Below are 22217 nucleotides of genomic sequence, written 5' to 3'. Positions count from 1 at the left end.
GGACGTCGTCAACACAGATACCTGTCGTGCTCGGGCACGCCGCGCATCACGGCGGCGGGCTGGAAGGCGCGGGCGGCCGGTCGGCCACGCGTGGGCCCGCGGGCGGCGGGCGGCGGGCGAGAAGTCTTCAGGGCTTCTTGAACGGCGACGTGAGCACGCCACGATGGCGGGCCGCTCAGCGGCGAAAAGTCACGGCGGGCAGGCGGCGGCGCAGGGCACCACGGGGATGCGCACGCTCTCTCCTACGGGCTTCGGTCTTCGCCGGGAGCGGCATCGGCCCCGGTTCGGTGGTCAGGGCAGAAGCGCTGTGGTCCGGCCCCGAGGAACGGGACGCGGCACAGGGCCGACCCTGGCCTCGCTTACTCTACCCTAACGTTAGAGTAGAGATCGGCTCGCCCGCCGCCTGCTGCGGCCCCGGGCGACAACGGCAGAAAGGGCGCGGTGTGAGCGGCCAAGAGCACATGCAGATCGGCGAGGTCGCGTCCCGTACCGAGCTGTCGCTCCGCACCATCCGGCACTACGAGGAGACCGGCCTGGTCGCCCCCTCCGCCCGCTCCCAGGGCGGTTTCCGCCTGTATACCGAGGCCGATGTCGCCCGCCTCATGGTCATCCGCAGGATGAAGCCGCTCGGGTTCTCCCTGGACGAGATGCGCGCCCTGCTGGAGGCGACGGACCGGCTCGACGCGGACGACGACCTGAGCGCGGCCCGCCGCGATGAACTCCTCGACCGGGTACGGGGTTTCGAGCAGGCGGCCCAGCGCCGCGTCGGGGACCTGCGCACCCAGCTGGCGCGCGCGGAGGAATTCGCCACCACTCTCACGGAGCGCCTTACGCGCGTACCGGCGCCGTAACGACGCCGGTACGTTCCGGTCGGTGCGGGTCGGTGCGGGTCGGTGCGGGTCGGTGCGGGGCGACGGGGAGTCCGTCGGGAGGTAGTCGGAGGGTCCGTCGGCTCCGTGGCCTGCCGTCGTCAGCTGCGCCCGCCGGTGGCGCGGGACTCCGCGGCATGCTTCAGGTCACCGAGCCATGCGTCGAGGCCCGCGCGCAGCATCCCCGTTGCGGCCGGGACGTTCGCGTCGACCTGGGGGCCGGTGTGGGTCTCCTCGGTGCGTACGAGGACACCGTCCTTGACCTTGGTGAAGTTCCACACGTGGACGCCGTCGATGTGCAGCCCCTCGCCGATCGCGGGTCCGGTCCAGCGGATGCAGGAGCCGTGCCTGATCTGGCGGACGGTGGACGTGATGTCCAGGCTGGTGGCGGGAGTTGAGGGGTTGGGGGGCACGGGGGTCGTCCACAGGAACGACGATCCCGGTCGGAAGGGGCCCCGGTCGAGGCGTTCCGCGGTCTTGACGGCGCCCTGCCACGACGGCCAACGCCCCACGTCGGTCTGCAGTTTCCAGATGGTGCTCAGCGGCGCGTGGATCACGGCCTCGGTGCGATAGCGGACGTGGGCCCCGGGGTCGACGCCCTGCCCGCGACACGTGAGCGATGCGGCCGGGCGGGCGGTGGCCCCGGCGGGTGCCACGGCGGCGCCGAGGAGTCCACACGCGAGCGGGAGGGCGATGAGGGCGGTCCGGACACTGGTGCGGCGGGTGCTGGACATGTAGTTCTCCCGGTCGGAAGTCAGGGGGTAAAGGTCGGACGGCCGGAGCGCGGTAGCGGTGTCGGTGGCGGTGGCGGTGTTGGTTCGCGTACGCATGTCGCTCGTCGCTCCCCGCCCCGGCAATGGATGGCTACGGTCTTTCGTGTGCGTACGTTAGAAGTTATAACGTTAGTTAGAAGCCATCGTCAAGGGGGTGTGGTGACGGCGAGCCCGGTGCGCCGGAAGCCGCGAACGAGCGCACGGAGGGGCGCAGAGAGATGGGTGGACCGGGTGGGCCGCGAGGGGTGCACTGGACCGAACGCAGGTGGCGGCCGCACCCTGTTCGGGTGCCTCAGACTGCTGCTGCTTCCCTCCGCGCCCTGTCCCTGCCGTGGTTTGCCCAGCCCGGCGCCCGTAGCTGGCGGTGCGAGTCCGCCCCGGCCGTGGTGCGGGACTTCCACGCCGCGCTGCCCGACTACGCGGCCACCCCGCTGACGGAACTCCCATCACTGGCCAGCGAGTTGGGGGTGGGCAGGGTTTTCGTCAAGGACGAGTCGTGCCGTTTGGGGCTGCCCGCGTTCAAGGCGTTGGGGGCGTCCTGGGCCGTGCGGCGTCTCCTCGACGAACGGGCCGCCGACGGCGAAGGGGCGGGGGGCGTCACGCTGGTGACAGCGACCGATGGCAATCACGGCCGCGCCGTGGCCCGGGTGGCCCGGCTGCTCGGGCAGCGGGCGCATGTCTTCGTACCGCGCGGTGTGCACCCGCGGGCGGTGTCCGCCATCGTCGCCGAGGGGGCGAGGATCACCGAGGTGGAAGGCCCGTACGACGACGCCGTGCACGACGCCGCCGAGGCGGCCGGCGGGCCGGACGCGGTCCTGGTTCAGGACACGGCGTGGCCCGGCTATGAGCGGATCCCCGGATGGATCGTCGAGGGCTACTCCACGCTCTGCGCCGAGATCGACGAGCAGTTGACTGCACAGGGCGTTGCCGCCGGGCCCGATCTGGTTGCCGTGCCGGTGGGTGTGGGGTCGCTGGCGCAGGCCGTGGTGACGCATTACCGCAGTCGTCCGTCAGGGCACGCCCCTGCGTTGCTGTCGGTCGAGCCGCAGGCCGCGGCCTGCGTCCTGGAAAGTCTTACGCGGGGGGAGCTGGTGAGCGTCGCCACGGGTGACACCACGATGGCCGGCCTGAACTGCGGCACCCCGTCCAGCATCGCCTGGCCCCACCTGTTGGGCGGGCTGGACGCCGCGGTCGCCGTCCCCGACTCCGCCGCCGCGCGCGCTGCGGCCCGCCTCGCGGCGCTCGGCGTGTCCTCGGGCCCCTGCGGGGCCGCGGCCCTCGCCGGCCTCGAAGCGGCACTCGCCGGTGAGGACGCCGACGGCCGCCGCGCGGCGCTCGGGCTGGACCCGGGGTCCACCGTGGTGCTCCTGAGTACCGAAGGTACGGACGCCAACCCCCGCTCCACGGAGGGGCGTTGACGCTCTGCGTCCGCCGCCCGCCGCCCGCCGTCCGCCGCTCCGCCGTCCGCCGCTCCGCCGCCCGCCGCTCCGCCGCCCGCCGCCCGCGCGTTCTGCACGCTGCGACGAATGGCACACCACCCAAAAACGCGGCGCAGACCGAGCCTCTACCAAGCCGTCCGCGAACCGCAGACACTCCTTGCCTCGTGGGCCGGCGCCTGCCCCACCTGGCACCGCGACATACCCACACCGATACGAACCTGTCCAGGCCCTACTGGGCCGCGCTCAGGTGGTGGGCATGGTGGTGGTCATCCAGTGGGTGAAGGCGGCGTAGCGTTCGGCGGATTCGGCGGCCCCGTTGGCGTGCTCGACCGCGGCGGAGTGCTCGCGCACCTGCTTGAACCGGGAGCGGCGGGCGCTCTCGTAGCGGGCGAGGGCGGCGGCTGTGTCGGACCCGCTCGCCAGTTCCGCACGCAGCACTCCGGCGTCCTCGATGCCCAGGGTGCCACCCGCCGCGATGTGCGGGGACAGGCCGTGCGCGGCGTCCCCGATCAGCGCGACCCGGTCGGTGGTCCAGCGTGGCAGCTCGGGGACGAACATGATCTGATTCTCCAGGATGGACTCCTCCGGCGTCGCGGCGATCATCTCCAGAAGCTCGTCGTGCCAACCGGACTCAGCCACGTTGCGGGCCCTGCGCAGGGCCCGGTCCCTCTTGCCGCCGACCAGTTCACCGGCGTCGAACTGGCCGACCCACCACATGGTCTGGCCCTGCGCGACCCGCGTGTAGCCGCCTCGGGTCCGCGCGGAGCCGAGCGTGACGAACGTGCCCTCCGGCCGTTCGTCCCCGGAGGGCACCACGGCCCGCCAGGCGTAGTTGCCGGCATGCGCGACCGCCGCGCTGCCGGGCACCAGGGCGGCGCGCACGTCGGAGTACACACCGTCCGCTCCGATCAGCAGATCCGCCCGCAGTGGCGCACCGTCGGCGATGTGCACTTCCACCTGTGTGTCGTGTTCGGTGAAGCCGGTGACATGTGTTCCCAGGCGGACCTGGTCCATGCCGAAGGTGTCGGCGAGGAGGTTGTTGAGGTCCGGCCTCGGCACCATCAGGAACTGGTGGGCGGCCGGATCGTAGCCGGCCGCGCGTATCGGGTGCCCGGCGGCGTCAAAGAACCGGGCGTCGACGGTCTTGCCCATGCGCCGGACGTCGTCACCGACGCCGAGGGTGTCCAACTCCCGCAGCGCGTTGGGCCACAGGCCGATGCCGGCCCCGGCGGCCCGCACCTGCGGCGCGTGTTCCAGCACGATGACCTCATGCCCGATCTGCCGCAGCGACGCCGCGGCGGTGAGCCCGACCAGACCCGCTCCCACGATCACAGTGCGCATCGATCCTCCGCTTGCTGTCCGGTGTGGTGGCGAGGCCGGCCGACGACGGAAGGCGGCGAACCCGGCGCCGGACCGTCGGACTTGGCGAGCCGCGCTCTCTTCATGCCGCCACCGTAACACTAACGGTTAGCTTTTTATCACCGATCTGTTTCCCTATCGGTTAGGGCTTTGCTCAGCGCGGTTCGAGCCTGAGGAGCGGCCCTACTGGCTAGGCTTCGGTCCGGCAACAGACCCGAGCTCAGGAGCACATACCGTGTTCGATGCCGCACCGGAACTTCCCTACCCCGACGCCCACCGACGGGACCAGGCCCCTGCCCCGCACGCGCTGCTCGCGCCCGTGGCCGGCTTCATCGGCAGCTGGTACGGCCGAGGCGAGGGCGGGTATCCGACGCTCGACGGGGACTTCGCATACGCGCAGGAAGTCACGTTCACCCATGACGGCCGCCCCTTCCTGCACTACGAGGCCCGTGCCTGGCTGCTCGACGACGACGGTGCGCCGCTGCGCCCCTCGGCGCGCGAGAGCGGCTGGTGGCGGCTCCAGCCCGACGGCCGTGTGGAGGCCCTGATCACCCAGCCCACCGGCATCGCGGAGATCGCCGTCGGCGCCGCGCACGGGAAGGCGGTGGACCTCTCCACCCACGAGGTGGCCCGCACCCCCACCGCGAAGGAGGTCGACGCCACCCGGCGGCGCTACGAGCTGACCGACGACGACACGCTGACCTTCGCCCACGACCTGGCCGCGGTCGGCCGGCCCTTGCAGCACCATCTCTCGGCCGTCCTGCGCCGCCGGAACTGAGGCCTCCGCGCCGGAGCCGACACGTCGGCAGCGGGCCGCGGTCGGGCGACGGTCCCCGCGCCCAGGGTGATCGCCCGGCCCCGTTCCCGCCTCTTCCGCCACGTGCCGGTCATGACGTCCCGCCTCCGGCGCCGGCCCGACTCCCCGCCGCCGACGCGGAGTTCAGTGCGTCGCCACAGCATCGTCGGGACCGCGGCGACGGCACGAGCGGCGGGGGCCGATCCGGGACGCCGCGGCTGTGAACCCACCTCTGACCTGCGCGGAACGGGCGCGATGGGATGGCCCCGACGCGATCCGGCCCCCTGGGGGCGACCCACTGTCTCCCGTCCTCGTCTCTCGCTCCAGGGTTTGGCTCTGGCCTCGTTGGCTACCCGGTGTGATGAGTCCTTCCCCGGACTACCCCTCGCGAGACCGACGAGAAGAGGACAGGTTCTGACATGAACAATCGGATGGGATTGGGGCTCGCGGTGGGCGCGGGCTATCTGCTGGGGCGTACGAAGAAGGCGAAACTGGCCTTTGGCATAGGCACCCTGGTCATGGGTAAACGCCTGCAACTGAGCCCGCGGGCGATCGCGGACTTCGCGGCGGCGCAGCTGGCCGGAAATCCGCAGTTCAAGGAGATCGGCGATCAACTGAGGGAGGACATGCGCGGCGTCGGCAAGGCCGCGACCGGCGCGCTCCTCAACCGTCAGCTCGAAGGCCTGGCCGACCGGCTGCACGACCGCACGCTCGATGTGCACGACCGGATGTCGGGCGTGGTCCAGGGCGCGGCGGGCTCGTCGGACGACGAGGGCGACGAGGACGAGGACGAGCAGCCGGACGAGGAGGACGAGGCGCCCGCCAAGTCGGCTTCACGGTCCTCCCGGTCCTCGTCGCGGTCTGCTTCCCGGTCTTCGAGGCCGTCGAGGCCGTCGAGGTCGTCGAGCGGGGACGACAAGCCGTCCAAGAGCCGTTCGACCGGCGGCACGGCCGCCAAGTCCGCTTCGTCCAAGGCGTCGTCGGCCAAGAAGACGGCCAAGTCCGTGCAGCGCATGCCGAAGCGGGCGCCCGCGAAGAAGACGGCGAGCCGCCGCGCCGGCAAGGGCGGTGACGACCGTGGCTGAGACAAAAAACCCGCTGACCAACAACCCCGCCGCCGACCGGCTCAAGTCGGAGGTGCAGTCCTATCTGCTCGCCCAGGGCGAGCGGCTGCTCGTGGGCATGGGACACAAGCTGGGCGAGACCACCGTCAAGCTGACCGACATCGCCGAGGGCCGTAGCCCGGGCTTCGCCAAGCTCGCCCTCGAAGGCGGCCGCAAGGTGGCCGAAGGCAAGGGGCCCGTCCGCGCCGCCGTGGAAATGGGCGCCTCCCACCTCAAGGACAACGCCAAGGACATGCTCAAGGGACTCGGTGGCAGCCGGAAGAAGGGCGGTGCCGGGCGCAAGCCGACCGTCATCATGGAGTCCGTCGACGTGGGCGTGCCGGTACGCGACGCATACGACCAGTGGACCCAGTTCCAGTCCTTCGCCAGCTTCGCCAAGGGCGTCAAGAGCGCGACCGTCGCCGACGACACGACATCGGACTGGAAGGTCAAGGTCTTCTGGTCCAGCCGCAGTTGGAAGGCGCACACCACCGAACAGGTGCCGGACGCGCGCATCGCCTGGACCTCCGAGGGCGCCAAGGGCACCGCCAAGGGCGTCGTCACCTTCCACCCGCTGGGCAAGAACCTCACCCGGGTCCTGCTGGTGATGGAGTACTACCCGAAGGGCCTCTTCGAGAAGACCGGCAACATCTGGCGCGCCCAGGGCCGCCGCGCCCGGCTCGACCTCAAGAACTTCGCGCGCCACATCGCCCTGCTCGGCGAGGCCGAGGGCGGCTGGCGCGGCGAGATCCGGGACGGCGAGGTCGTGGTCAGCCACGAGGACGCGGTCGCCGAGGAGGAAGAGGAGCGGGAGCCGGAGGCCTCCGAGTCGCGGGAGGACCGGGACGAGGACGAGTCAGGGCACGAGGAGCCTGGGGTCGACCCCGCTGAGGATGAGGAAGAGGCGGGGGCCGAGCCCGAGGGCGAGGAGGAGGCCGAGGGCGAACCCGTCCAGGAGTACGACGAGGACGACCCCGAAGGCGCCTACGAGGACGAGTACGAGGAAGAGGAAGAGGGGGCGGAAGAGGGGGCGGAGCCCGTCGAGGGGGAGTACGAGGACGAGCGGCCCGTCGAGGAGGCGGACGAGGACGAGGGGCCTGTCGAGGAGGCGGACGAGGAAGAGCTGGAGGACCCTGAGGAAGCGGCCTCCGCACGCAAGCGCCGCTCCTACGCCGGCTCCCGGAGCAGCGCCCGCCGGTGACCCGCCGCGCGTGGTCTTCCTGGGGGCGGCGTGTGCCGCCCCCAGGAGCAGTTGACTGACGAGGTGTCAAATACCGGGCCACGGAGGCATGGAGAAGTGACCGAAGACAAGAAGGACCGCAAGACCCGGTTGACCGTCCTGGTGGCGCTCGGAGCCAATCTCCTCATCGCGGCAGCCAAGGCGGCCGCCGGTGTACTGGCCGGATCGCCCGCGCTGCTCTCGGAGGCGGCGCATTCCGTGGCCGACAGCATGAACGAGGTCTTCCTGCTCGCCGCGCTCCGGCGCAGCCGGCGCCCCGCAGATCAGCGCCATCCATTCGGCTACGGCAAGGAACGCTACTTCTGGTCCTTGCTCGCGGCCGTCGGCATCTTCGTCATGGGTGGCTGCTTCTCGTTCCTGCAAGGCGTCCAGGCGCTGCGTTCGCAGGAGCAGGAATCCACCGGCGGCTACGTCATCGGCCTGTCCGTACTGGGCGTGGCACTCGTGGCCGAAGGCGGCTCACTGCTGCGCGCCCTCTACCAGGTGCGCCGCCAGCCGGGCGGCATCGGCGGCGACCCGGCGCTGCGCACGGTCATCGCCGAGGACGGCACGGCGGTGCTCGGTGTGCTGCTCGCCGGGGCGGGCATGGCCCTGCACATGGTCACCGGCCGGGTGGTCTGGGAGGCGTCCGCCTCGATGGCCATCGGGCTGCTCCTGGTGTACGTGGCGTACCGGCTCGGCAAGGAGGCCCGAGACCAGCTCATCGGCGAGGCGGTGGACCCCGAGCTGCGGCGCCGCATCCGGGCCCTGCTGGACGAACAGCCCGAGATCGACAACGTGGCCGACCTGCTGACGATGAGGCTCGGCCTCGACTCGACGCTGGTCGCCGCCCGGATCGACCTGCGGCCCGGGCTCGACAGCGAGGAGGTCGAGCTGGTCTCCGAGCGCATCAAGGCGGCCGTGGCGAAGGCGTGGCCGGAGGCGCACCATGTGTTCCTCGACATCACGGACGCCCCGCCGGACGCACAGCGGTCACCGGCCACCCGGGACGCCTCCGCCTGACGGGCATCCAAGGAGCCTGCCCACACGCAACGATGCCCGGCCGCTCGGGACGGCCGGGCATCGCGTGTGCGGGGACGTCACATGTGCGGACGTCCGTAGTAGCCGCCCAGCTGGTCGTGATAGGCGGGGTCCCCGAGGTGCTTGTCCTTGTCGAACTCGGGGGAGTCCTTGATCTGCTCCTTGGTGCAGGCCACGTAGATCTTCTGCTCGACGGCGTCGATGCGCGTCAGGACGCCGGCCGGCAGCAGGACGTGCTTACCGAAGATCCACGGGCCGGTGTCGACGACGATGTACGAGGAGCTGACCTCCTCCGAGTACTTGTCGACCTTGCCGATGCTTCCGTCGGTCGCCTCGACCTTGAACCCGGTCAGGTCGGTGCCCGGCTGGTAGGCGGCGGCGTCCGGGTAGGCCCAGATGTTCTCCATGATGGAGCAATCCCTTCGGGTGGACGGTGGTGGCGGGGTGCGGACGGCGGTCGCCGTTGGTGCACGGTGCCTGTCGCCCCGCCAAGCTCCCGGGTGCCCCCGGCCCAGGCTCCTACACTCGGAGCGGTCGGCCCGTCGCTTCTTTCAGCCGTTCGGGCGATCCGGTGCGTGCCGGGTGGCGCCCCTGTGGCGGGCCGGTCAAGGTGTGCGGACCACAAGGTGAGGGGTTGCAGCAGATGAGTGCCGTGGATGAGTTCTTTGACCGCCTCGACTACCCGATGTATGTCGTGACGGCCGTCGCGGGCCGGGAGCGCGCCGGGTGCCTGGTGGGGTTCGCTTCGCAGTGCTCGATGGTGCCGCTGCGGCTCATGGTGTGGCTGTCCACGGCCAACAGGACGTACCGCGTGGCCCGTTCGGCCGATGTCCTCGCGGTCCATCAGCTCAGCCGCGCACAGTACGAGCTGGCGGAGCACTTCGGTGGTCTGACGGGCGACGAGGTCGACAAGTTCGCGGACATCGCCTGGCGCGAGGGCCCTGCCGGTACGGTCCTGCTTGACGACGCCCCGGCCTGGCTCGTGGGCCAGGTGGAAGGACAGGTGGAGGGAGGCGACCACGTCGGCTTCCTGCTCAGCCCCCTGGAAGCCTCCGTCCCGCGGCCGCCGTCGCGAGAGGGAGAGCTGTTCCGGTTGAGCGACAGCGAGGGCATCGACGCCGGTCATCCGGTGCAGGACGCCTGAGGCGGCGTACGCCCCCACTGGTGTGGCCCCACAGGGGCGCCGTGGGGCCCCGGGGAATGTCTCAGAACAACGGCACCGTAAGGCCCCGGGAACGTCTCAGAACAGCGGCGCCGTGGGGCCCGGGGGACGTCTCAGAACAGCGGCGCCGTGGGGCCCGGGGGACGTCTCAGGCCGTACGGGTCTTCGTCAGCAGTTCGGCGATCTCCGCCGTGGTGCCGGTCTCTCCCAGGCGGGGGAAGATCCGCTCGATGCTGTTCTGGTGCGCGTCGGCCCGGAGATCGGTCATGGCATCGGTGGCCAGCGTGACGTGGTAGCCGTGTTCGTGGGCGGCGCGCGCGGTCGATTCCACACCGATGCTGGTGGCCACCCCGGTCAGCACGATCTGGGTGACGCCTCGGCGACGGAGCTGCACGTCGAGGTCCGTGCCGTGGAAGGCGCCCCAGTTGCGCTTGGTGACGGTGATGTCCCCGGGGTGCCCGGCCAGTTCGTCGACGATGACGTCCCAGCCCTCGGGCCTCGGACCACCCCGTCCGTGGCCGGCCTCCGTGCGGCCCGGAGCGGCGTCCGCGCCGTCGGCGGCGATCGAGACGCGGACCAGGACGACGGGAAGCCCGTGCGAACGGAAGGCGTCGGCGAGTTCAGCCGTGCGGGACACGACGTCGGCCGTGGAGTACGGTGCGGTGGGCGACGCGACGATGCCCCGCTGGAGGTCGATGACGACCAGAGCGGTGCGAGGGTCGAGGGTGGTGAGAGCCATGGTGGTGCCTTTCCTGCCTACTGGCCTTGCTGGGGGGTCTTGTTGGGGGCGTCGCTCAGGGGAGGCTCGCGCAGGGGGTTCGCGGCCTGCCCAAGAGGTTCGGGTCTCGGCGGCGGGACGTCCGGGGGCCCGGCACCGAGGGGCGGGCCCGGGCCGAGCGGGCGGGACCGGGCGGTGTCGTGGTCACGGCTGGGCGAGCCGTTCCAGCAGGGCCATCGCCTCGGCGATCGTGCCGCGCTCACCCTCCGTGTAGCGCTCCTGGAACGCCTGCGTCAGCCACTCCGCCCGTGCCTGACGATTGCCCTCGGCGCGTTCGCGGCCCGCCTCGGTGAGGGTGACCAGCTGACGGCGGCCGTCCTCGGGGTCGGGGCTGCGCTGGATCAGGCCCTGCCGGTCGAGCGCCGCCAGGGTGGCGGCCATCGACTGCGGACGTACGCCCTCGGTCGCCGCGAGGGCACTGGCCGACGCCGCGCCGCCCTTGTCGATGAGGGTCAGCGCGGAGACCTGCGAGGGAGTGAGGTCCTGGGTGTCCGCGACCTCCCGGAGCCGGCGCCGCAGCCGGCTGAACACCACCCGCAGATCGCGCGCGGCGCGCGCGGCCGAAGCGGAGATGTCATCAGGAGCGGTGTCTGCCATGCCGCCACCGTAAGATCTTCAGTTGAAACTGTCCAGTCTGGCCTGAACAGATACGGCCCGAGGAGAGCGCCGGGCGCGGCCCGCTCGGACAAAGGCGCCGGGCGCGGCCCGCTCAGACAGGGGCGCTCGCTCTGAGGGACCCCGGTGGCCACAGCACGTCGACCCGCACCCCGGCCGCCCGCGCCTCGGCCACCGTGTCGGCGGTCCCGCCCCCGCGCCCCGTCGGCGCCCCGCCGTCCCACACGGCCACCAGCCGGTCGGCTCCCTGGAGCAACCGCCGGTTCGCCGCCTCGTAGGCGGCCCGGCCCGCGTGCTCGTACGGCATGACGGCCACGTCCTCGGCCGCCGCGCGCAGCGCGTCGAACACGCTCCGGTCCGCCGCGCCCACCTCGGCGTCCCGGTAGTCGCGGGACGGAATCACCGCACACAGCGTGCCGCCGAGGGCCAGGACTTCCTGGGCGAAGACGGTGTCGGCCCCGGGTGCCAGACACGAGCGGCCCACCAGGCCGGGCGAGAACTCCGCCAGCAGCTCGCGCAGTTGCGCACGAACGGGCCCGATGGTGCCGGGATCCAGATCCATGTGCCCGGTGACGGCGATCGTGACCACGCGACAACTCCCTTCCGTGCGCGGCCGGTTGTGCGGCGCCGCCGCCCGTGGATGCGAACGCTGGTCAGGGTCGAGGAATGCGTGTCTCACACCGCGAGGGCGACACACCCCAACACGTAGGTGACCGCGAAGATGGCGGGGATCCAGCGCTCGACGTGGGTCAGCGGCAGATAGACCTGCCAGTCCCGGCCGCCTCGGAGCGCCTGCCACTCGGCGGCCCTGAAGGCGCGGGCCGGAAGGCGCTCCTCCAGCGCGGCGATCACCTCGAACTTCCCGGTGTTGAGCTGCTGGTAGGAGCGCAGGGTGAACCACCACGCCGTGCACAGGGACAGCAGGACGAGCAGTCCCGCGAGCAACAGCACGACCGAGAGCCTGGCGCGGTGTGACTGGGTGAGCCAGACGCCGAGGAAGGTCAGCAGTCCGCTGTGGAGGGTCACGAAGAAGGTGTTGGCCAGGTTGCGACGCGCACTGACCCGGTCGGCCATCTCCACGCACAGTTTGTACTGTTCGAAGACGGCCGCATGGTAAGTCGCCCGCTCCGCACCGTAGTCGGATGCGGTGACGCCCGCGTTCCACAGGGTTTCGCTGATCTCCGCCATGACGGCATCATGCCCCAGCCGCACCGCCCAGGACCCCGACTTGCCTTGCCCGGTGGGGAGTTGGGGCATGAGGGCGCAGGGCCGGGGGGCCGGCGGCAGGCGTGGGCGAGGAGCGTCATGGACGAAGAGGGCCGCCGACCGGCTGCGGAGCAGATGATCGGCGGCCCTCTTGTGGACTGCGGGCGGCGGCGCGTCGGCGCCGACCGGTGTCAGGAGCGCGAGCCGCGGGGCTCCTCCGCCTGCTGCGCGGTCTTCTCCCGCTGCTTCTCCTTGATGCGGACCGTTTCCTTGCGGACCTCGGCCTGGGTGGCGCGCTCCTTCTGAAGCCACTCCGGGTTGTCCTGCTTCAGGGCGTCGATCTGCTCCGTGGTGAGGGCTTCGGTGACTCCGCCGCGCGCGAGACCCGCGATGGAGACGCCGAGCTTCGCCGCGACCACGGGGCGGGGGTGCGGGCCGGTGCTCCGCAGGTCCTGGAGCCACTGGGGCGGGTCGGTCTGGAGCGCGTTCAGCTCGGCGCGCGAGACCACGCCCTCCTGGAACTCGGCGGGGGTGGCCTCAAGGTACACACCCAGCTTCTTCGCCGCGGTGGCGGGCTTCATCGTCTGGGTGGTCTGGTGCGACGTCATGGTGTCAAGAGTAGCGAGCGTGTGCGATCCCGCCGACCACGACCGGTAACCTGGCGGAGTGACAGGCTCCGAAGAATCCCCAGCGTTCCGGCTCGCCTACGTTCCGGGTGTGACGCCGAGCAAGTGGGTGCGGATCTGGAACGAGCGGCTGCCCGACGTCCCCCTGACCCTCACGACGGTGTCCGCCGCCGAGGCGCCCGGCCTGCTGCGCGCCCGCGGTGCCGACGCGGGATTCGTACGGCTGCCGATCGACCGTACGGATCTCAGCGCGATCCCCCTCTACACCGAGACGACGGTCGTCGTGATCCCCAAGGACCACCTCGTGGCCGCGGTCGAGGAGGTCTCCGCCGAGGAACTGGCCGACGAGATCGTGCTGCACCCGCTCGACGACACCCTGGACTGGGAGCGGCCGCCCGGCCGGCCCGCCCTTGAGCGCCCCGCCACGACGGAGGACGCCGTCGAGCTGGTGGCGGCCGGAGTGGGACTGCTCGTCGTGCCGCAGTCCCTCGCGCGCCTGTACCACCGCAAGGACCTCACCTACCGGACGCTCACCGGCGTTCCCGAGTCGCGCGTCGCGCTGTCGTGGGCGGAGGAGGAGATCGCCCCCGATCTGGTGGAGGAGTTCATCGGGATCGTCCGCGGCCGCACCGTGAACAGCTCCCGCGGCCGTACGCCCACTCCGCCCCAGCCCAAGACGAAGCGTGCCGACAAGAGCGGCGCCCCCCGCAAGGCCGCAGCCGGCAAGTCGTCCGGCAAGGCGTCCGGCAAGGCGGCCGGGAAGCCCGGCGGCAAGAACGCGCGCGGTGGCGCGGGCGCACCGAAGAGCGGTGCCAAGCGCGGCAAGCCCCGCCGCCCCTGACCTCCAGCCTCCTGACCCCCTGGCCCTCCCGTCGAGCCCGATACGCATCCAGCCCGATACGGATCTAGCCCGCGGCGGGCTGGGCCCGTACGTGCATGCGCTCGCCCTGAGCCCCGTACAGGGAGAGGAATTCGACGGGCCGGTCTCCCGCGTTGGCCACGCCGTGCGGGGTGCGCGTGTCGAATTCGGCGGCCTCCCCGGCGGTGAGGATGAGGTCGTTGTCGGCCAGCGCCAGCCACAGCCGCCCCGACAGGACGTACAGCCACTCGTATCCCTCGTGCACGTTCAGCTCGGGCCGTGCGCCCTCGGGGGTCTGCCGGGGCGGCAGGATCTGCTTGTACGCGTGCAGCCCGCCGAGATAGCGGGTGAGCGGCACGAAGGTCTGGCCGTGCCGGGTGAAGGGCTGCGGGTGGATGCGCGGATCGCCGGTGGCCGGGGCCCCGACGAGCTCGTCGAGCTGCACCCGGTACTCCCTGGCCAGTGGCAGCAGCAGCTCAAGCGTCGGCTTGCGCTGTCCTGACTCCAGGCGGGACAGGGTGCTCAGGGAGATCCCCGTCGCCTCGCCGACCTGGGCGAGGGTCGTGCCGCGGGCGCGCCGCAGCGCCCGCAGCCGAGGGCCGACACCGGTCAGTACGTCACTCAGATCCTCGTGTGCCATGGGATCCATTTGCTGTAACGGCAAGTTGTTTTGTCAACCGGAGAAAGACGGGCGCACCATCGCGGCACTGGAGGTGTCGCACATGAACGAGCGAACGGAACACGCGATGAACAGCATCCCCGAAGGCGGCCGGCAGGAGATCTACGACGCGGTGGTGATCGGCGGCGGCGCCGCGGGACTGAGCGGGGCGCTCACCCTCGGCCGGGCCCGCCGCTCCGTCCTGGTGGTCGACGCGGGCCATCCCCGCAACGCGCCGGCCGACGGCGTCCACGCCTACCTCGGCCGCGAGGGCACCCCGCCCGGCGAGCTCCTGGCCGCAGGCCGGGCCGAAGTCCGCGGCTACGGCGGGGAGTTCATCACCGCCGCCGCGACCGGCGCCGAGCGTGACGGCGGCGTCTTCCGCGTCTTTCTGTCAGACGGGTCCGACCTCCGCGCCCGGCGGCTTCTGGTCACCACCGGCGTGGTCGACGAACTCCCTGACGTACCCGGGCTCGCGGACCTGTGGGGGAGCGACGTGCTGCACTGCCCGTACTGCCACGGCTGGGAAGTGCGGGACCGGGCGATCGGCATCCTGGGCACCGGACCGCTGGCCGTGCACCAGGCCCTGCTGTGGCGGCAGTGGAGCGCGGACGTCACGCTCTTCGTGCACACCATGGACGAGCCGGACGAGGACCAGTACGAGGAGCTTGCCGCGCGCGGTGTCTCCGTCGTGATCGGCGAGGTCGCCTCGCTGGAGACCCGCGACGGGCGCCTGCTGGGCGTACGCCTCGCGAGCGGCACGCTGATCCGACGTCACGTACTGGCCGTGGCAACGAAGATGACGGCCGGAGCCGAACTGCTCGCCTCGCTCGGGCTCGAACCCACGGATCTGGAGATGGCCGGCGCCGTGATCGGCAGCCGTATCGCCGCCGATCCGACCGGCGCGACCGATGTGCCCGGCGTTTGGGTGGCGGGCAACGTCACCAGCCCGACCGATCAGGTCGTGGCGGCCGCGGCCGCGGGAGTGCGGGCCGGGGCCGCGATCAACGCCGACCTGATCGCGGAGGAGACCCGCCGCGCGGTCGCGGAGCGCCGAGCGCCGTTCTCCGCACATCTGGAGCGTGAGGTGTGCGAGGTGGTCCTGGGCGACCGGCGACACGGGCTGTGACGGCGAGCGCCTTGGGCATGCCGCGGCCGATCCCGCCCGGCCGCGGGCCCCGCCGATCAGCAGGGGCCGCCCGCGTTCAAGAGCGCGTAACAAGCCAGAAGTTACCTCTAGGTATGTAGTGACTTCTCGCGGAGCCGCAAGTAGAACCTGTTCTCACTCCATCGAGAGTGAGGAATGTCACATGAACGACACTACCATGCACCATGCGCATTCCCAGGGTGTGTCGCGGCGAAGATTCATCGCTGGAACAGGTTCTATTCTCGGTGCGGCCGCCCTCATCGGTCACGGCCCCTCGGCCCAGGCGCGACCCCTCGCTCCGGCCACCCCCATCGGCGACGGAGCCCATGTGCCGGCCCTCGTGATCGGCACCGGCTACGGCGGCTCCGTCACCGCGCTGCGGCTGGCGCAGGCCGGCGTCGACGTGCAGATGATCGAGATGGGCATGGCCTGGGACACACCGGGCCCGGACGGCAAGGTCTTCTGCAACACGACCGCGCCCGACTACCGCTCGTACTGGCTGCGCACCAAGACCAAGCAGCCGCTGAGCAACTTCTTCGGCATCCCGATCGACCGGGCCGTCCCCCGCTACACCGGGATCCTGGACGCCGAGGACTTCAGCGGCATCACCGTCTACCAGGGCCGCGGCGTCGGCGGCGGCTCACTCGTCAACGGCGGCATGGCGGTCACGCCCAAGCGGGAGAACTTCGCCGCCATCCTCCCCTCGGTCAACCCCGACGAGATGTACACCACCTACTATCCGCGCGCCAACGCGGGACTGGGGTCGGGGCTCATCGACCCGGCCTGGTTCGACACCGTGGACTGCTACCAGTTCGCCCGCGTCGGCCGCAAGCAGGCCCAGCGCTCCGGCTTCCCCTTCGAGTTCGTACCCGACGTGTACGACTGGGACTACATGAAGCAGGAAGCGGCCGGAACCGTCCCCAAGTCGGCCGTCGCGGGCGAGATCCTGTACGGCAACAACTACGGCAAGAAGTCCCTTCAGAAGACCTATCTGGCCCAGGCGAAGGCGACCGGAAGGGTCGCCATCTCCCCGCTGCACCGGGTCACTTCGGTCTCGCCGGGCTCCGGCGGCGGCTACACGGTCGTCATCGAGCAGCTCGACACCGACGGCGACGTCACCGGCACCAAGACCGTCACGGCGGACAGGGTGTTCTTCGCGGCCGGCAGCGTGGGCACCAGCAAGCTCCTGGTGAAACTGAAGGCCACCGGCGCCCTGCCGCGCCTCAACGGCGAGGTCGGCCGTGGCTGGGGCGACAACGGCAACGTCATGTGCGGACGCGCCAACTACCTGTGGGATCCCACCGGCAAGGTCCAGGCGGCCATCCCGTGCGGCGGCATCGACAACTGGAACGCCGGAGGCGCCTTCGCCGAGGTCGCGCCCCTGCCCACCGGCATCGAGACGTACGCCTCGTTCTACCTGTCGATCACCAAGAACCCCAACCGCGGCACGTTCTCCTGGAACCCCGCGGCCGGCCGGGTCGACCTGGACTGGCAGACCGCCTGGAAGCAGGCCTCCATCGACATGGCCAAGACCATCTTCGACAAGATCAACGCGACGGAGGGCACGATCTACCGCACCGATCTGTTCGGCGTCTACAAGATCTGGAACGACACGCTCACCTACCATCCGCTGGGCGGCGTGGTCCTGAACAAGGCGACCGACAACTACGGCCGCCTCCAGGGGTATCCGGGCCTCTACGTCATGGACGGCTCGCTCATCCCGGGCAACACCAGCGTCAATCCGTTCGTCACCATCACGGCGCTCGCCGAACGGAACATCGAGAAGATCATCGCCGTCGATCTCGCATGACGGCAGAACGCGGGGCCGCCCGGGGCGCCGGGCGGCCCCGTCGTCAGTGCGTGGGCAGTACGCACACCGAGTCCAGGCCGAGCACGTGGTTGAGCCGGCCGAACGCCAGCCATGAGCCGATGCTCATGCTCAGCTCCACGATCTCGACCTGGCTGTAGTGCGCGGTCATCCGCGCCCAGAACGCGTCGTCGAGCCCGTGGTGGTCCACGGCGTACCGCTCGGCGTACTCGGCAGCGAGCCGGGTGCGCTCGTCGAAGGCATCGGTGGTGCGCCACTCGGTGACCGCGTCGGCGAAGGACTCCTCGACCTTCTCGCCGTCCCGGTCGGTCCTCCAGTCCAGACAGAACCGGCAGCCGTTGATCTGCGCGATCCGCAGCCGCGCCGCCTCGAACTCCCGCAGCCCCAAAGTGGTGTGGGCGTACACGGACAGCGAGAAGTTCGCCGCGGCCATGCCGATGCCGGGGACCAGGTCACCCCACACGTATCCGATCGGCTCCTGGCCGTCGGGAATGTCGATCCTCATCGTTGCTTCCTTCCCAGTCTTCCGGCTGCCGGGCGCAGCGGGACGTCGAGCGCGTCGTAGAGCCCGGGCTCCGCGGCCACCAGCCAGTCGATGGCGTTCACCAGGCGGCCGACCGCGGTGGCGTTGCCGCCCGCCGACCGGTTCTCGCCCTCGTCGCTCGCCTCGACGGTGACCTCGATGCGCGGCCGCCCCTCGATGACGACGCGGTGCGCCCCGTCGCCGCCGTCGGGCGGCGCCGGCCAGTCGGGGGCGCACGAGGGGTGGATGCGGGTCACATGCTCGATGACGATGCGCGGCTCGCCCTCGACGATGCCCTGCACCTCGAAGCGCACGGCGCCCTGGGTGCCTGCCTCGAAGGTGCCCATCGTGCGCGTGCTCACCGTCGCGTCGAGCGGGCGCCGCTCCGTGGTCTCGCGGATGTCGTCGAGCTCGGCGCCCAACGCCCGTGCCATGAGCCGGAGTTGGCCGCCCCACACCATGGTCGGGACGGCCGGCGCGAGCATCGGTGGCTCGTAGTGCATCGGCCGGCCCATGCCGACCAGATGACGGACCGACTCCTCCTGTTCGTAGGTGGAGTAGTCGAATATCTCCTGGCAGCGGATCGCGTCCACGACCGTGCCGAGTCCGCTGATCAGCAGGGGCAGTACGTCGTTGGCCCAGCCCGGGTCGACGCCCGAGACGAACAGGGACCCGCCGCCCTCCGCGATGGCGGCGAGCACCGGGTCCCTGCATTCCGGCGGGGCACTGATGTGGTCGTAGAGCGGATACAGCGCGGGGGTGACCACCACGGCGCCCGCGCGCAGCGCACGGACGACGTCGGCCAGGGCGTCGTCGGGCCGGATGTCTCCGGACGCCGCGTACACCACGGCCTGGGGGCCTGCGGCCAGTACCGCCTCGATGTCATCGGTCGCCGGGACACCCAACGCCCGCTCCAGGCCGCCGAGTTCACCGGCATCGCGGCCCACTTTCGCCGGGTCGTGCACGAGCACGGCGGAGAGTCGCAGCGCCGGATGGGCCTGCACGGCACGTATCGCCGCACGGCCGACATTGCCGGTACCCCAGACAATCGTGGAAATCATGCGCGGAGGGTAGCGAGCGGGCCGTGAGCTTCCTAGAGCCGTGCCCGGAAAAGATGCCGCCCCGGGCGCCGCCCTCTACTGACGTACCGTCCAGTGGTCGTCGGCGCCCGCCCGGATGAAGCTCAGTGACGGGCACAGGAAGTCCTGACCTGAGGGATTCTGCTCGGTCCAGGGCGAGTCGGACGGGCTCGCGGGCTTCCAGGTGCCGTTGTGGCGCAGCTGTATGGCGCTGCTGTCGAAGACGGTGTCGCGGGCCTCGGTGCAGTAGTAGCCCGTCCCGGTCGCCGGGTCGACGCTCGCGTATATCTCGAACATGTCCCAGCCGTGGTCGAGCCCGCTCTGGTCCCGGCCGGATTGGCGGTACAGCAACTCCCATTGCGCGGAACGGTAGTTGTACAGGTAGGAGGACCAGCTGTTGTTGGCGGCGCTGTCACGCACCAACTGGACGCTGTAGGCGAGTTCGGTGCCGGCGGGCCGGGTGTACTTCGCCTTGAAGTCCGCGTCGACGGCGACCGTCTTGGCGGGCCCGCCCGCACCGCACCAGTCCCATGCCCATATCTCGTTGCCGCTGTTCCAGTAGGCGGTGACCACCTCCATGCAGGAGTTCTGTGCCTTGGTCGTCGGCGCGTAGGTGAAGTTGTCGTCGGTGCTCACCCGGTAGCCGGGGTCGACGGTGTGGGTGGCGGTGATGCCGTCGTGGGTGCCCGGCTCGGGGAAGATGCCCCACCAGTTGTGCGTCGGGTCGGCGGCGGCGGTGCGGAATGGGGCGCTCCGGCCCTTCTTGAGCGCCTGCACGGCGCGGTCCCTCGCGACGTTGCGGTCCGGTGTGCGCACTCCGGCGACCGTGCCGCGGTGGGGGGCGTCGGGGGAGGGGGTGAGGGAGTCGGGGTGGGTTGGGTGGGCTGGGTGGGCGGCGGTGGCGGGCTGGGTGCTCTGTAGCGAGGCCAGCCCGGCGACGGCCGCCAACAGGGCTGCGGCCAGGGCGGATCTGCGTCGGTTCATGTGGCTCCTCCAGGACCGTGCGTCATGGATGTGACGAGGGTGGGGGGTGGAGCGCGGCTCGTGGTGCCGCCTGGGTGGGGCGGGTGGGAGCCGTATGAGCGACTAGTAATGTCCATGTCATTGACAGGGGTGTCAATGGCCACGGGAGAGCGCCGGAGCCCCAAGGGGCGCTTTCCGGCCGTCCGCCGCGACGGACGGGCCGGGCGCCCGAAGGGGGCCGACCGCCGAGTTACGCCCGTCGGCCCCCAGGGGCGGCCGGGGCGGCCGGGGTGGCGGCCGGGGCCACCGGCGGACGCACCTCGGTGGCCGGGGGGCTGCCCTGCGGGGCCGGGGTGGGGGCTTTGGTGGCCGGGGTGCGGCTCTGCGGCGTCGGGGTGGGGGCCTTGGTGACCGGGGTGCGGCTCTGCGGGGCCGGGGTGGGCGCCTTGGCGGCCGGGGTGCGGCTCTGCGGGACCGGGGTGGGGGCCTGGCCGGCCGGCGTGCGGACCTGGGTGAGGTGCGCGAAGACGACGAGGTTGCTCTCGTACCCCGACTTGTGGCTGAACCGGCCGCCGCAGGTGATCAGCCGGAGCTCCGGGCGCTTCGCCGGCCCGTACACCTCCTGATCGGGGAAATGCGCCTTGTCGTACGTCTTGACCCGGTCGACGGTGTAGACCGCGACCTTGCCGTCGGCGCGGCGCGCCTCGATCAGGCGGCCGGGGCGCAGCGCCCGCAGGTCGGCGAAGACGGCGGCCCCGGTCTTGGTGTCGCGGTGCCCGACGGCGACGGCGGTTCCCGTCTCACCGGGAGACGGGCCGTCCCGGTACCAGCCCACCATCTTCGGGTTGTTCACGGGCGGGGTGGCGAGGTGATGCTGGGTGTCAAGGCCCAGGGGCACGACCGGCGCCGTGATGCCCAGGTGCGGAACCGTCAGCGAGACCGCCGGGGACGGTGGCAACGCCTGGGGCGGTGCCGGACGCGGGGACGCCGCACCCCGGCTGTCGCCCGCCGGGGCGACGGCCACCTCGGCGTCCCTCGGCCCGGCGGCGGACGGCGGGGCGGCCCCGTCGTCCTGGGCCCACCAGACGCCGCCCACCACCAGGGACAGGGTCAGTGCCGCTGTCCTCGTCAGGCGGTAGGCGCGCGTCCGGTGCCGGGCGATGGGAGCGCGTCTACGCTTCGCCATGGGGGCGGCGGCGGAGCCGGCGGACGTAGAGCACCCCGGCCACCGCGACAAGTCCGACGCCCGCCACGGCCCCGGCCTGCGGGATGCTCGGGGACTCGGCGAGACCGCCGCCGCCCGCCGCCACCCCGCCGTGCGGCCTGATGTGCGGGGGACCGTTGTGCGGGCCGATCGCGGCGCGCTGCGCGGACACCGGGCACTCGACGGTGAAGATCTTCTGCTTGCCCGGGCCCGTGCCTCCGACGACGTTCCAGCTGAGCTTGTACTGCCCGTTGGGCAGCGTGAGCGGAGGGGTGTGGCCGGCGCCGGACACGAGCTGGATGGTGTTGGAGAGCGAGGGGCCGCCCGCCCGGATCGGCTCCGTGTTGACGTTCCAGGCGGTGCCCGGCGCGGCGTCGAAGGCGAAGGCGTCGAGGTAGAAGTTGCAGACCTTCGGCTCGTCGCGCGGGTCGGTGAAGGGCGTACCCACCGCGTGGACCTTGATGTCGCCGTTGTCGCCGGGTGCGGCGAAGGCGGCGGGTGCGGCAGCGAGGGTGGTGAGGGCGGTCCCCGCGAGCGTGAGAGCCGCGACGGCGGCGATCCGTGTGCGCGGACTGGCGGAGGTGTGACGTGTTGGGGCAGGCATGAACGTTCCTCTGGTCGAGATGATTGTCATACAAAACGGACCTCTGCCTGACTCTGTTTCACATCTCCGCGCCGCCGCGCCCGAGCCGCGCCGCGACACCCGGCGAACATCACCCGTCCGTCCCAACGGAGCGCTGCCGGGGCGTATCGAGTGGGCCCCGGCGCACTACCGGAGTGCGCGCCCGTGTGCCCCGAACAGGCCCGATCGGCGAGAAATGCCCTGCTGGCGGGCCTGGCGCGAAGAAATACTGGACGGTGATTCCGCGGGTCGGCCCAGCAGTGCACCCACCCGATGGTGGCTTCCCCGCGTCCACTCGGCGCTTCGACACCGGCCCGCCGGACAGGGCAGGACCGGGCCGCCGCCGAC

The 22217-nt window shown here is 71.4% G+C and carries 24 protein-coding genes; 10 read left to right on the top strand and 14 right to left on the bottom strand.

Annotated features, from left to right (window positions below):
• Nucleotides 1–461: 461 nt before the first annotated feature.
• Entirely contained in the window at nucleotides 462–851 is a 390-nt protein-coding gene (locus ACGFW5_RS27410; RefSeq protein WP_393836997.1) for a MerR family transcriptional regulator, read from the top strand.
• A gap of 119 nt (nucleotides 852–970) precedes the next feature.
• Here ACGFW5_RS27410 and ACGFW5_RS27405 read toward each other — a convergent pair whose 3' ends face one another.
• Complete coding sequence (locus ACGFW5_RS27405) at nucleotides 971–1603, bottom strand: SRPBCC family protein (RefSeq protein WP_393836996.1); 633 nt, start codon at nucleotides 1601–1603, stop codon at nucleotides 971–973.
• Nucleotides 1604–2028: 425 nt separating this feature from the next.
• Here ACGFW5_RS27405 and ACGFW5_RS27400 point away from each other — a divergent pair, with 425 nt between their 5' ends.
• Nucleotides 2029–3060: a diaminopropionate ammonia-lyase gene (locus tag ACGFW5_RS27400; protein ID WP_393836995.1), complete on the top strand. Its 1032-nt coding sequence runs from the start codon at nucleotides 2029–2031 to the stop codon at nucleotides 3058–3060.
• Nucleotides 3061–3324: 264 nt separating this feature from the next.
• Here the strand turns inward: ACGFW5_RS27400 and ACGFW5_RS27395 are convergent, their stop codons facing one another.
• Complete coding sequence (locus ACGFW5_RS27395) at nucleotides 3325–4422, bottom strand: FAD-dependent monooxygenase (protein ID WP_393836957.1); 1098 nt, start codon at nucleotides 4420–4422, stop codon at nucleotides 3325–3327.
• A gap of 253 nt (nucleotides 4423–4675) precedes the next feature.
• On the opposite strand from ACGFW5_RS27395, the gene ACGFW5_RS27390 reads away from it, so the two are divergent.
• From ACGFW5_RS27390 to ACGFW5_RS27375, 4 genes are all read left to right on the top strand, one after another.
• On the top strand, nucleotides 4676–5218 hold the full coding sequence (locus ACGFW5_RS27390; protein ID WP_393836956.1) for an FABP family protein: 543 nt from the start codon (nucleotides 4676–4678) through the stop codon (nucleotides 5216–5218).
• Nucleotides 5219–5655: 437 nt separating this feature from the next.
• Nucleotides 5656–6321, top strand: a complete 666-nt coding sequence (locus tag ACGFW5_RS27385) for a DNA primase (protein ID WP_393836955.1) — start codon at nucleotides 5656–5658, stop codon at nucleotides 6319–6321.
• The gene (locus ACGFW5_RS27380; RefSeq protein ID WP_393836954.1) at nucleotides 6314–7540 is read left to right on the top strand and encodes an SRPBCC family protein; all 1227 of its coding nucleotides are present in this window, start codon (nucleotides 6314–6316) and stop codon (nucleotides 7538–7540) included. Before ACGFW5_RS27385 ends, ACGFW5_RS27380 begins: the two co-directional genes overlap by 8 nt.
• 96 nt (nucleotides 7541–7636) lie before the next feature.
• Nucleotides 7637–8581 carry a cation diffusion facilitator family transporter gene (locus tag ACGFW5_RS27375; RefSeq protein ID WP_393836953.1) on the top strand — a complete coding sequence of 315 codons (945 nt, stop codon included), beginning with the start codon at nucleotides 7637–7639 and terminating at the stop codon, nucleotides 8579–8581.
• 77 nt (nucleotides 8582–8658) lie between these two features.
• On the opposite strand, the gene ACGFW5_RS27370 is transcribed toward ACGFW5_RS27375, so the two are convergent.
• Entirely contained in the window at nucleotides 8659–9009 is a 351-nt protein-coding gene (locus ACGFW5_RS27370) for a PRC-barrel domain-containing protein (protein ID WP_393836994.1), read from the bottom strand.
• A gap of 233 nt (nucleotides 9010–9242) precedes the next feature.
• On the opposite strand from ACGFW5_RS27370, the gene ACGFW5_RS27365 reads away from it, so the two are divergent.
• Nucleotides 9243–9743, top strand: coding sequence for a flavin reductase family protein (locus ACGFW5_RS27365; RefSeq protein ID WP_393836952.1), 501 nt, complete (start codon nucleotides 9243–9245; stop codon nucleotides 9741–9743).
• A 166-nt stretch (nucleotides 9744–9909) separates the two neighbouring features.
• Here ACGFW5_RS27365 and ACGFW5_RS27360 read toward each other — a convergent pair whose 3' ends face one another.
• From ACGFW5_RS27360 to ACGFW5_RS27340, 5 genes are all read right to left on the bottom strand, one after another.
• Entirely contained in the window at nucleotides 9910–10500 is a 591-nt protein-coding gene (locus tag ACGFW5_RS27360; RefSeq protein ID WP_393836951.1) for a hydrolase, read from the bottom strand.
• A gap of 183 nt (nucleotides 10501–10683) precedes the next feature.
• On the bottom strand, nucleotides 10684–11136 hold the full coding sequence (locus ACGFW5_RS27355) for a MarR family winged helix-turn-helix transcriptional regulator (RefSeq protein ID WP_393836950.1): 453 nt from the start codon (nucleotides 11134–11136) through the stop codon (nucleotides 10684–10686).
• Nucleotides 11137–11248: 112 nt separating this feature from the next.
• Nucleotides 11249–11743, bottom strand: coding sequence for a hypothetical protein (locus tag ACGFW5_RS27350; RefSeq protein ID WP_393836949.1), 495 nt, complete (start codon nucleotides 11741–11743; stop codon nucleotides 11249–11251).
• Nucleotides 11744–11829: 86 nt separating this feature from the next.
• A complete protein-coding gene (locus tag ACGFW5_RS27345) occupies nucleotides 11830–12342 on the bottom strand; it encodes a hypothetical protein (RefSeq protein WP_393836948.1) in 513 nt (170 codons plus the stop codon).
• A gap of 209 nt (nucleotides 12343–12551) precedes the next feature.
• A complete protein-coding gene (locus ACGFW5_RS27340) occupies nucleotides 12552–12968 on the bottom strand; it encodes a DUF5997 family protein (RefSeq protein ID WP_393836947.1) in 417 nt (138 codons plus the stop codon).
• A 58-nt stretch (nucleotides 12969–13026) separates the two neighbouring features.
• Between ACGFW5_RS27340 and ACGFW5_RS27335 the strand changes: the two genes are divergently transcribed.
• Entirely contained in the window at nucleotides 13027–13827 is an 801-nt protein-coding gene (locus tag ACGFW5_RS27335) for a LysR substrate-binding domain-containing protein (RefSeq protein ID WP_393836946.1), read from the top strand.
• A gap of 64 nt (nucleotides 13828–13891) precedes the next feature.
• Here the strand turns inward: ACGFW5_RS27335 and ACGFW5_RS27330 are convergent, their stop codons facing one another.
• Nucleotides 13892–14485, bottom strand: coding sequence for a helix-turn-helix domain-containing protein (locus tag ACGFW5_RS27330; protein WP_393836945.1), 594 nt, complete (start codon nucleotides 14483–14485; stop codon nucleotides 13892–13894).
• Nucleotides 14486–14567: 82 nt separating this feature from the next.
• On the opposite strand from ACGFW5_RS27330, the gene ACGFW5_RS27325 reads away from it, so the two are divergent.
• The gene (locus ACGFW5_RS27325; protein WP_393836944.1) at nucleotides 14568–15632 is read left to right on the top strand and encodes an NAD(P)/FAD-dependent oxidoreductase; all 1065 of its coding nucleotides are present in this window, start codon (nucleotides 14568–14570) and stop codon (nucleotides 15630–15632) included.
• Between the two features lie 181 nt (nucleotides 15633–15813).
• Nucleotides 15814–17460, top strand: a complete 1647-nt coding sequence (locus ACGFW5_RS27320) for a GMC oxidoreductase (RefSeq protein WP_393836943.1) — start codon at nucleotides 15814–15816, stop codon at nucleotides 17458–17460.
• A gap of 43 nt (nucleotides 17461–17503) precedes the next feature.
• Here ACGFW5_RS27320 and ACGFW5_RS27315 read toward each other — a convergent pair whose 3' ends face one another.
• From ACGFW5_RS27315 to ACGFW5_RS27295, 5 genes are all read right to left on the bottom strand, one after another.
• A complete protein-coding gene (locus ACGFW5_RS27315) occupies nucleotides 17504–17983 on the bottom strand; it encodes a carboxymuconolactone decarboxylase family protein (protein ID WP_393836942.1) in 480 nt (159 codons plus the stop codon).
• Nucleotides 17980–19062: a dihydrodipicolinate reductase gene (locus ACGFW5_RS27310; protein ID WP_393836941.1), complete on the bottom strand. Its 1083-nt coding sequence runs from the start codon at nucleotides 19060–19062 to the stop codon at nucleotides 17980–17982. The genes ACGFW5_RS27315 and ACGFW5_RS27310 overlap by 4 nt, the downstream gene beginning before the upstream one ends.
• Nucleotides 19063–19137: 75 nt before the next feature.
• Nucleotides 19138–20064: a carbohydrate-binding protein gene (locus tag ACGFW5_RS27305; protein ID WP_393836940.1), complete on the bottom strand. Its 927-nt coding sequence runs from the start codon at nucleotides 20062–20064 to the stop codon at nucleotides 19138–19140.
• A 229-nt stretch (nucleotides 20065–20293) separates the two neighbouring features.
• Nucleotides 20294–21229 carry a class F sortase gene (locus ACGFW5_RS27300; protein WP_393836939.1) on the bottom strand — a complete coding sequence of 312 codons (936 nt, stop codon included), beginning with the start codon at nucleotides 21227–21229 and terminating at the stop codon, nucleotides 20294–20296.
• Complete coding sequence (locus tag ACGFW5_RS27295) at nucleotides 21216–21851, bottom strand: hypothetical protein (protein ID WP_393836938.1); 636 nt, start codon at nucleotides 21849–21851, stop codon at nucleotides 21216–21218. Before ACGFW5_RS27295 ends, ACGFW5_RS27300 begins: the two co-directional genes overlap by 14 nt.
• Nucleotides 21852–22217 lie beyond the last annotated feature (366 nt).

It is taken from the genome of Streptomyces sp. NPDC048416 (assembly GCF_043200435.1).
Classification (GTDB): Bacteria; Actinomycetota; Actinomycetes; order Streptomycetales; family Streptomycetaceae; genus Streptomyces.
The sequence above is the reverse complement of the archived record's forward strand: the minus strand, read 5'-3'. Positions and strand labels throughout refer to the sequence as shown.

Coding starts and splice junctions, on each gene's coding strand:
- ACGFW5_RS27365 (WP_393836952.1), top strand. CDS start 9,243: ATGAGTGCCGTGGATGAGTTCTTTGACCGCCTCGACTACCCGATGTAT.
- ACGFW5_RS27385 (WP_393836955.1), top strand. CDS start 5,656: ATGAACAATCGGATGGGATTGGGGCTCGCGGTGGGCGCGGGCTATCTG.
- ACGFW5_RS27310 (WP_393836941.1), bottom strand. CDS start 19,062: ATGATTTCCACGATTGTCTGGGGTACCGGCAATGTCGGCCGTGCGGCG.
- ACGFW5_RS27405 (WP_393836996.1), bottom strand. CDS start 1,603: ATGTCCAGCACCCGCCGCACCAGTGTCCGGACCGCCCTCATCGCCCTC.
- ACGFW5_RS27300 (WP_393836939.1), bottom strand. CDS start 21,229: ATGGCGAAGCGTAGACGCGCTCCCATCGCCCGGCACCGGACGCGCGCC.
- ACGFW5_RS27315 (WP_393836942.1), bottom strand. CDS start 17,983: ATGAGGATCGACATTCCCGACGGCCAGGAGCCGATCGGATACGTGTGG.
- ACGFW5_RS27410 (WP_393836997.1), top strand. CDS start 462: ATGCAGATCGGCGAGGTCGCGTCCCGTACCGAGCTGTCGCTCCGCACC.
- ACGFW5_RS27355 (WP_393836950.1), bottom strand. CDS start 11,136: ATGGCAGACACCGCTCCTGATGACATCTCCGCTTCGGCCGCGCGCGCC.
- ACGFW5_RS27295 (WP_393836938.1), bottom strand. CDS start 21,851: ATGCCTGCCCCAACACGTCACACCTCCGCCAGTCCGCGCACACGGATC.
- ACGFW5_RS27325 (WP_393836944.1), top strand. CDS start 14,568: ATGAACGAGCGAACGGAACACGCGATGAACAGCATCCCCGAAGGCGGC.
- ACGFW5_RS27360 (WP_393836951.1), bottom strand. CDS start 10,500: ATGGCTCTCACCACCCTCGACCCTCGCACCGCTCTGGTCGTCATCGAC.
- ACGFW5_RS27345 (WP_393836948.1), bottom strand. CDS start 12,342: ATGGCGGAGATCAGCGAAACCCTGTGGAACGCGGGCGTCACCGCATCC.
- ACGFW5_RS27395 (WP_393836957.1), bottom strand. CDS start 4,422: ATGCGCACTGTGATCGTGGGAGCGGGTCTGGTCGGGCTCACCGCCGCG.
- ACGFW5_RS27340 (WP_393836947.1), bottom strand. CDS start 12,968: ATGACGTCGCACCAGACCACCCAGACGATGAAGCCCGCCACCGCGGCG.
- ACGFW5_RS27305 (WP_393836940.1), bottom strand. CDS start 20,064: ATGAACCGACGCAGATCCGCCCTGGCCGCAGCCCTGTTGGCGGCCGTC.
- ACGFW5_RS27320 (WP_393836943.1), top strand. CDS start 15,814: ATGAACGACACTACCATGCACCATGCGCATTCCCAGGGTGTGTCGCGG.
- ACGFW5_RS27330 (WP_393836945.1), bottom strand. CDS start 14,485: ATGGCACACGAGGATCTGAGTGACGTACTGACCGGTGTCGGCCCTCGG.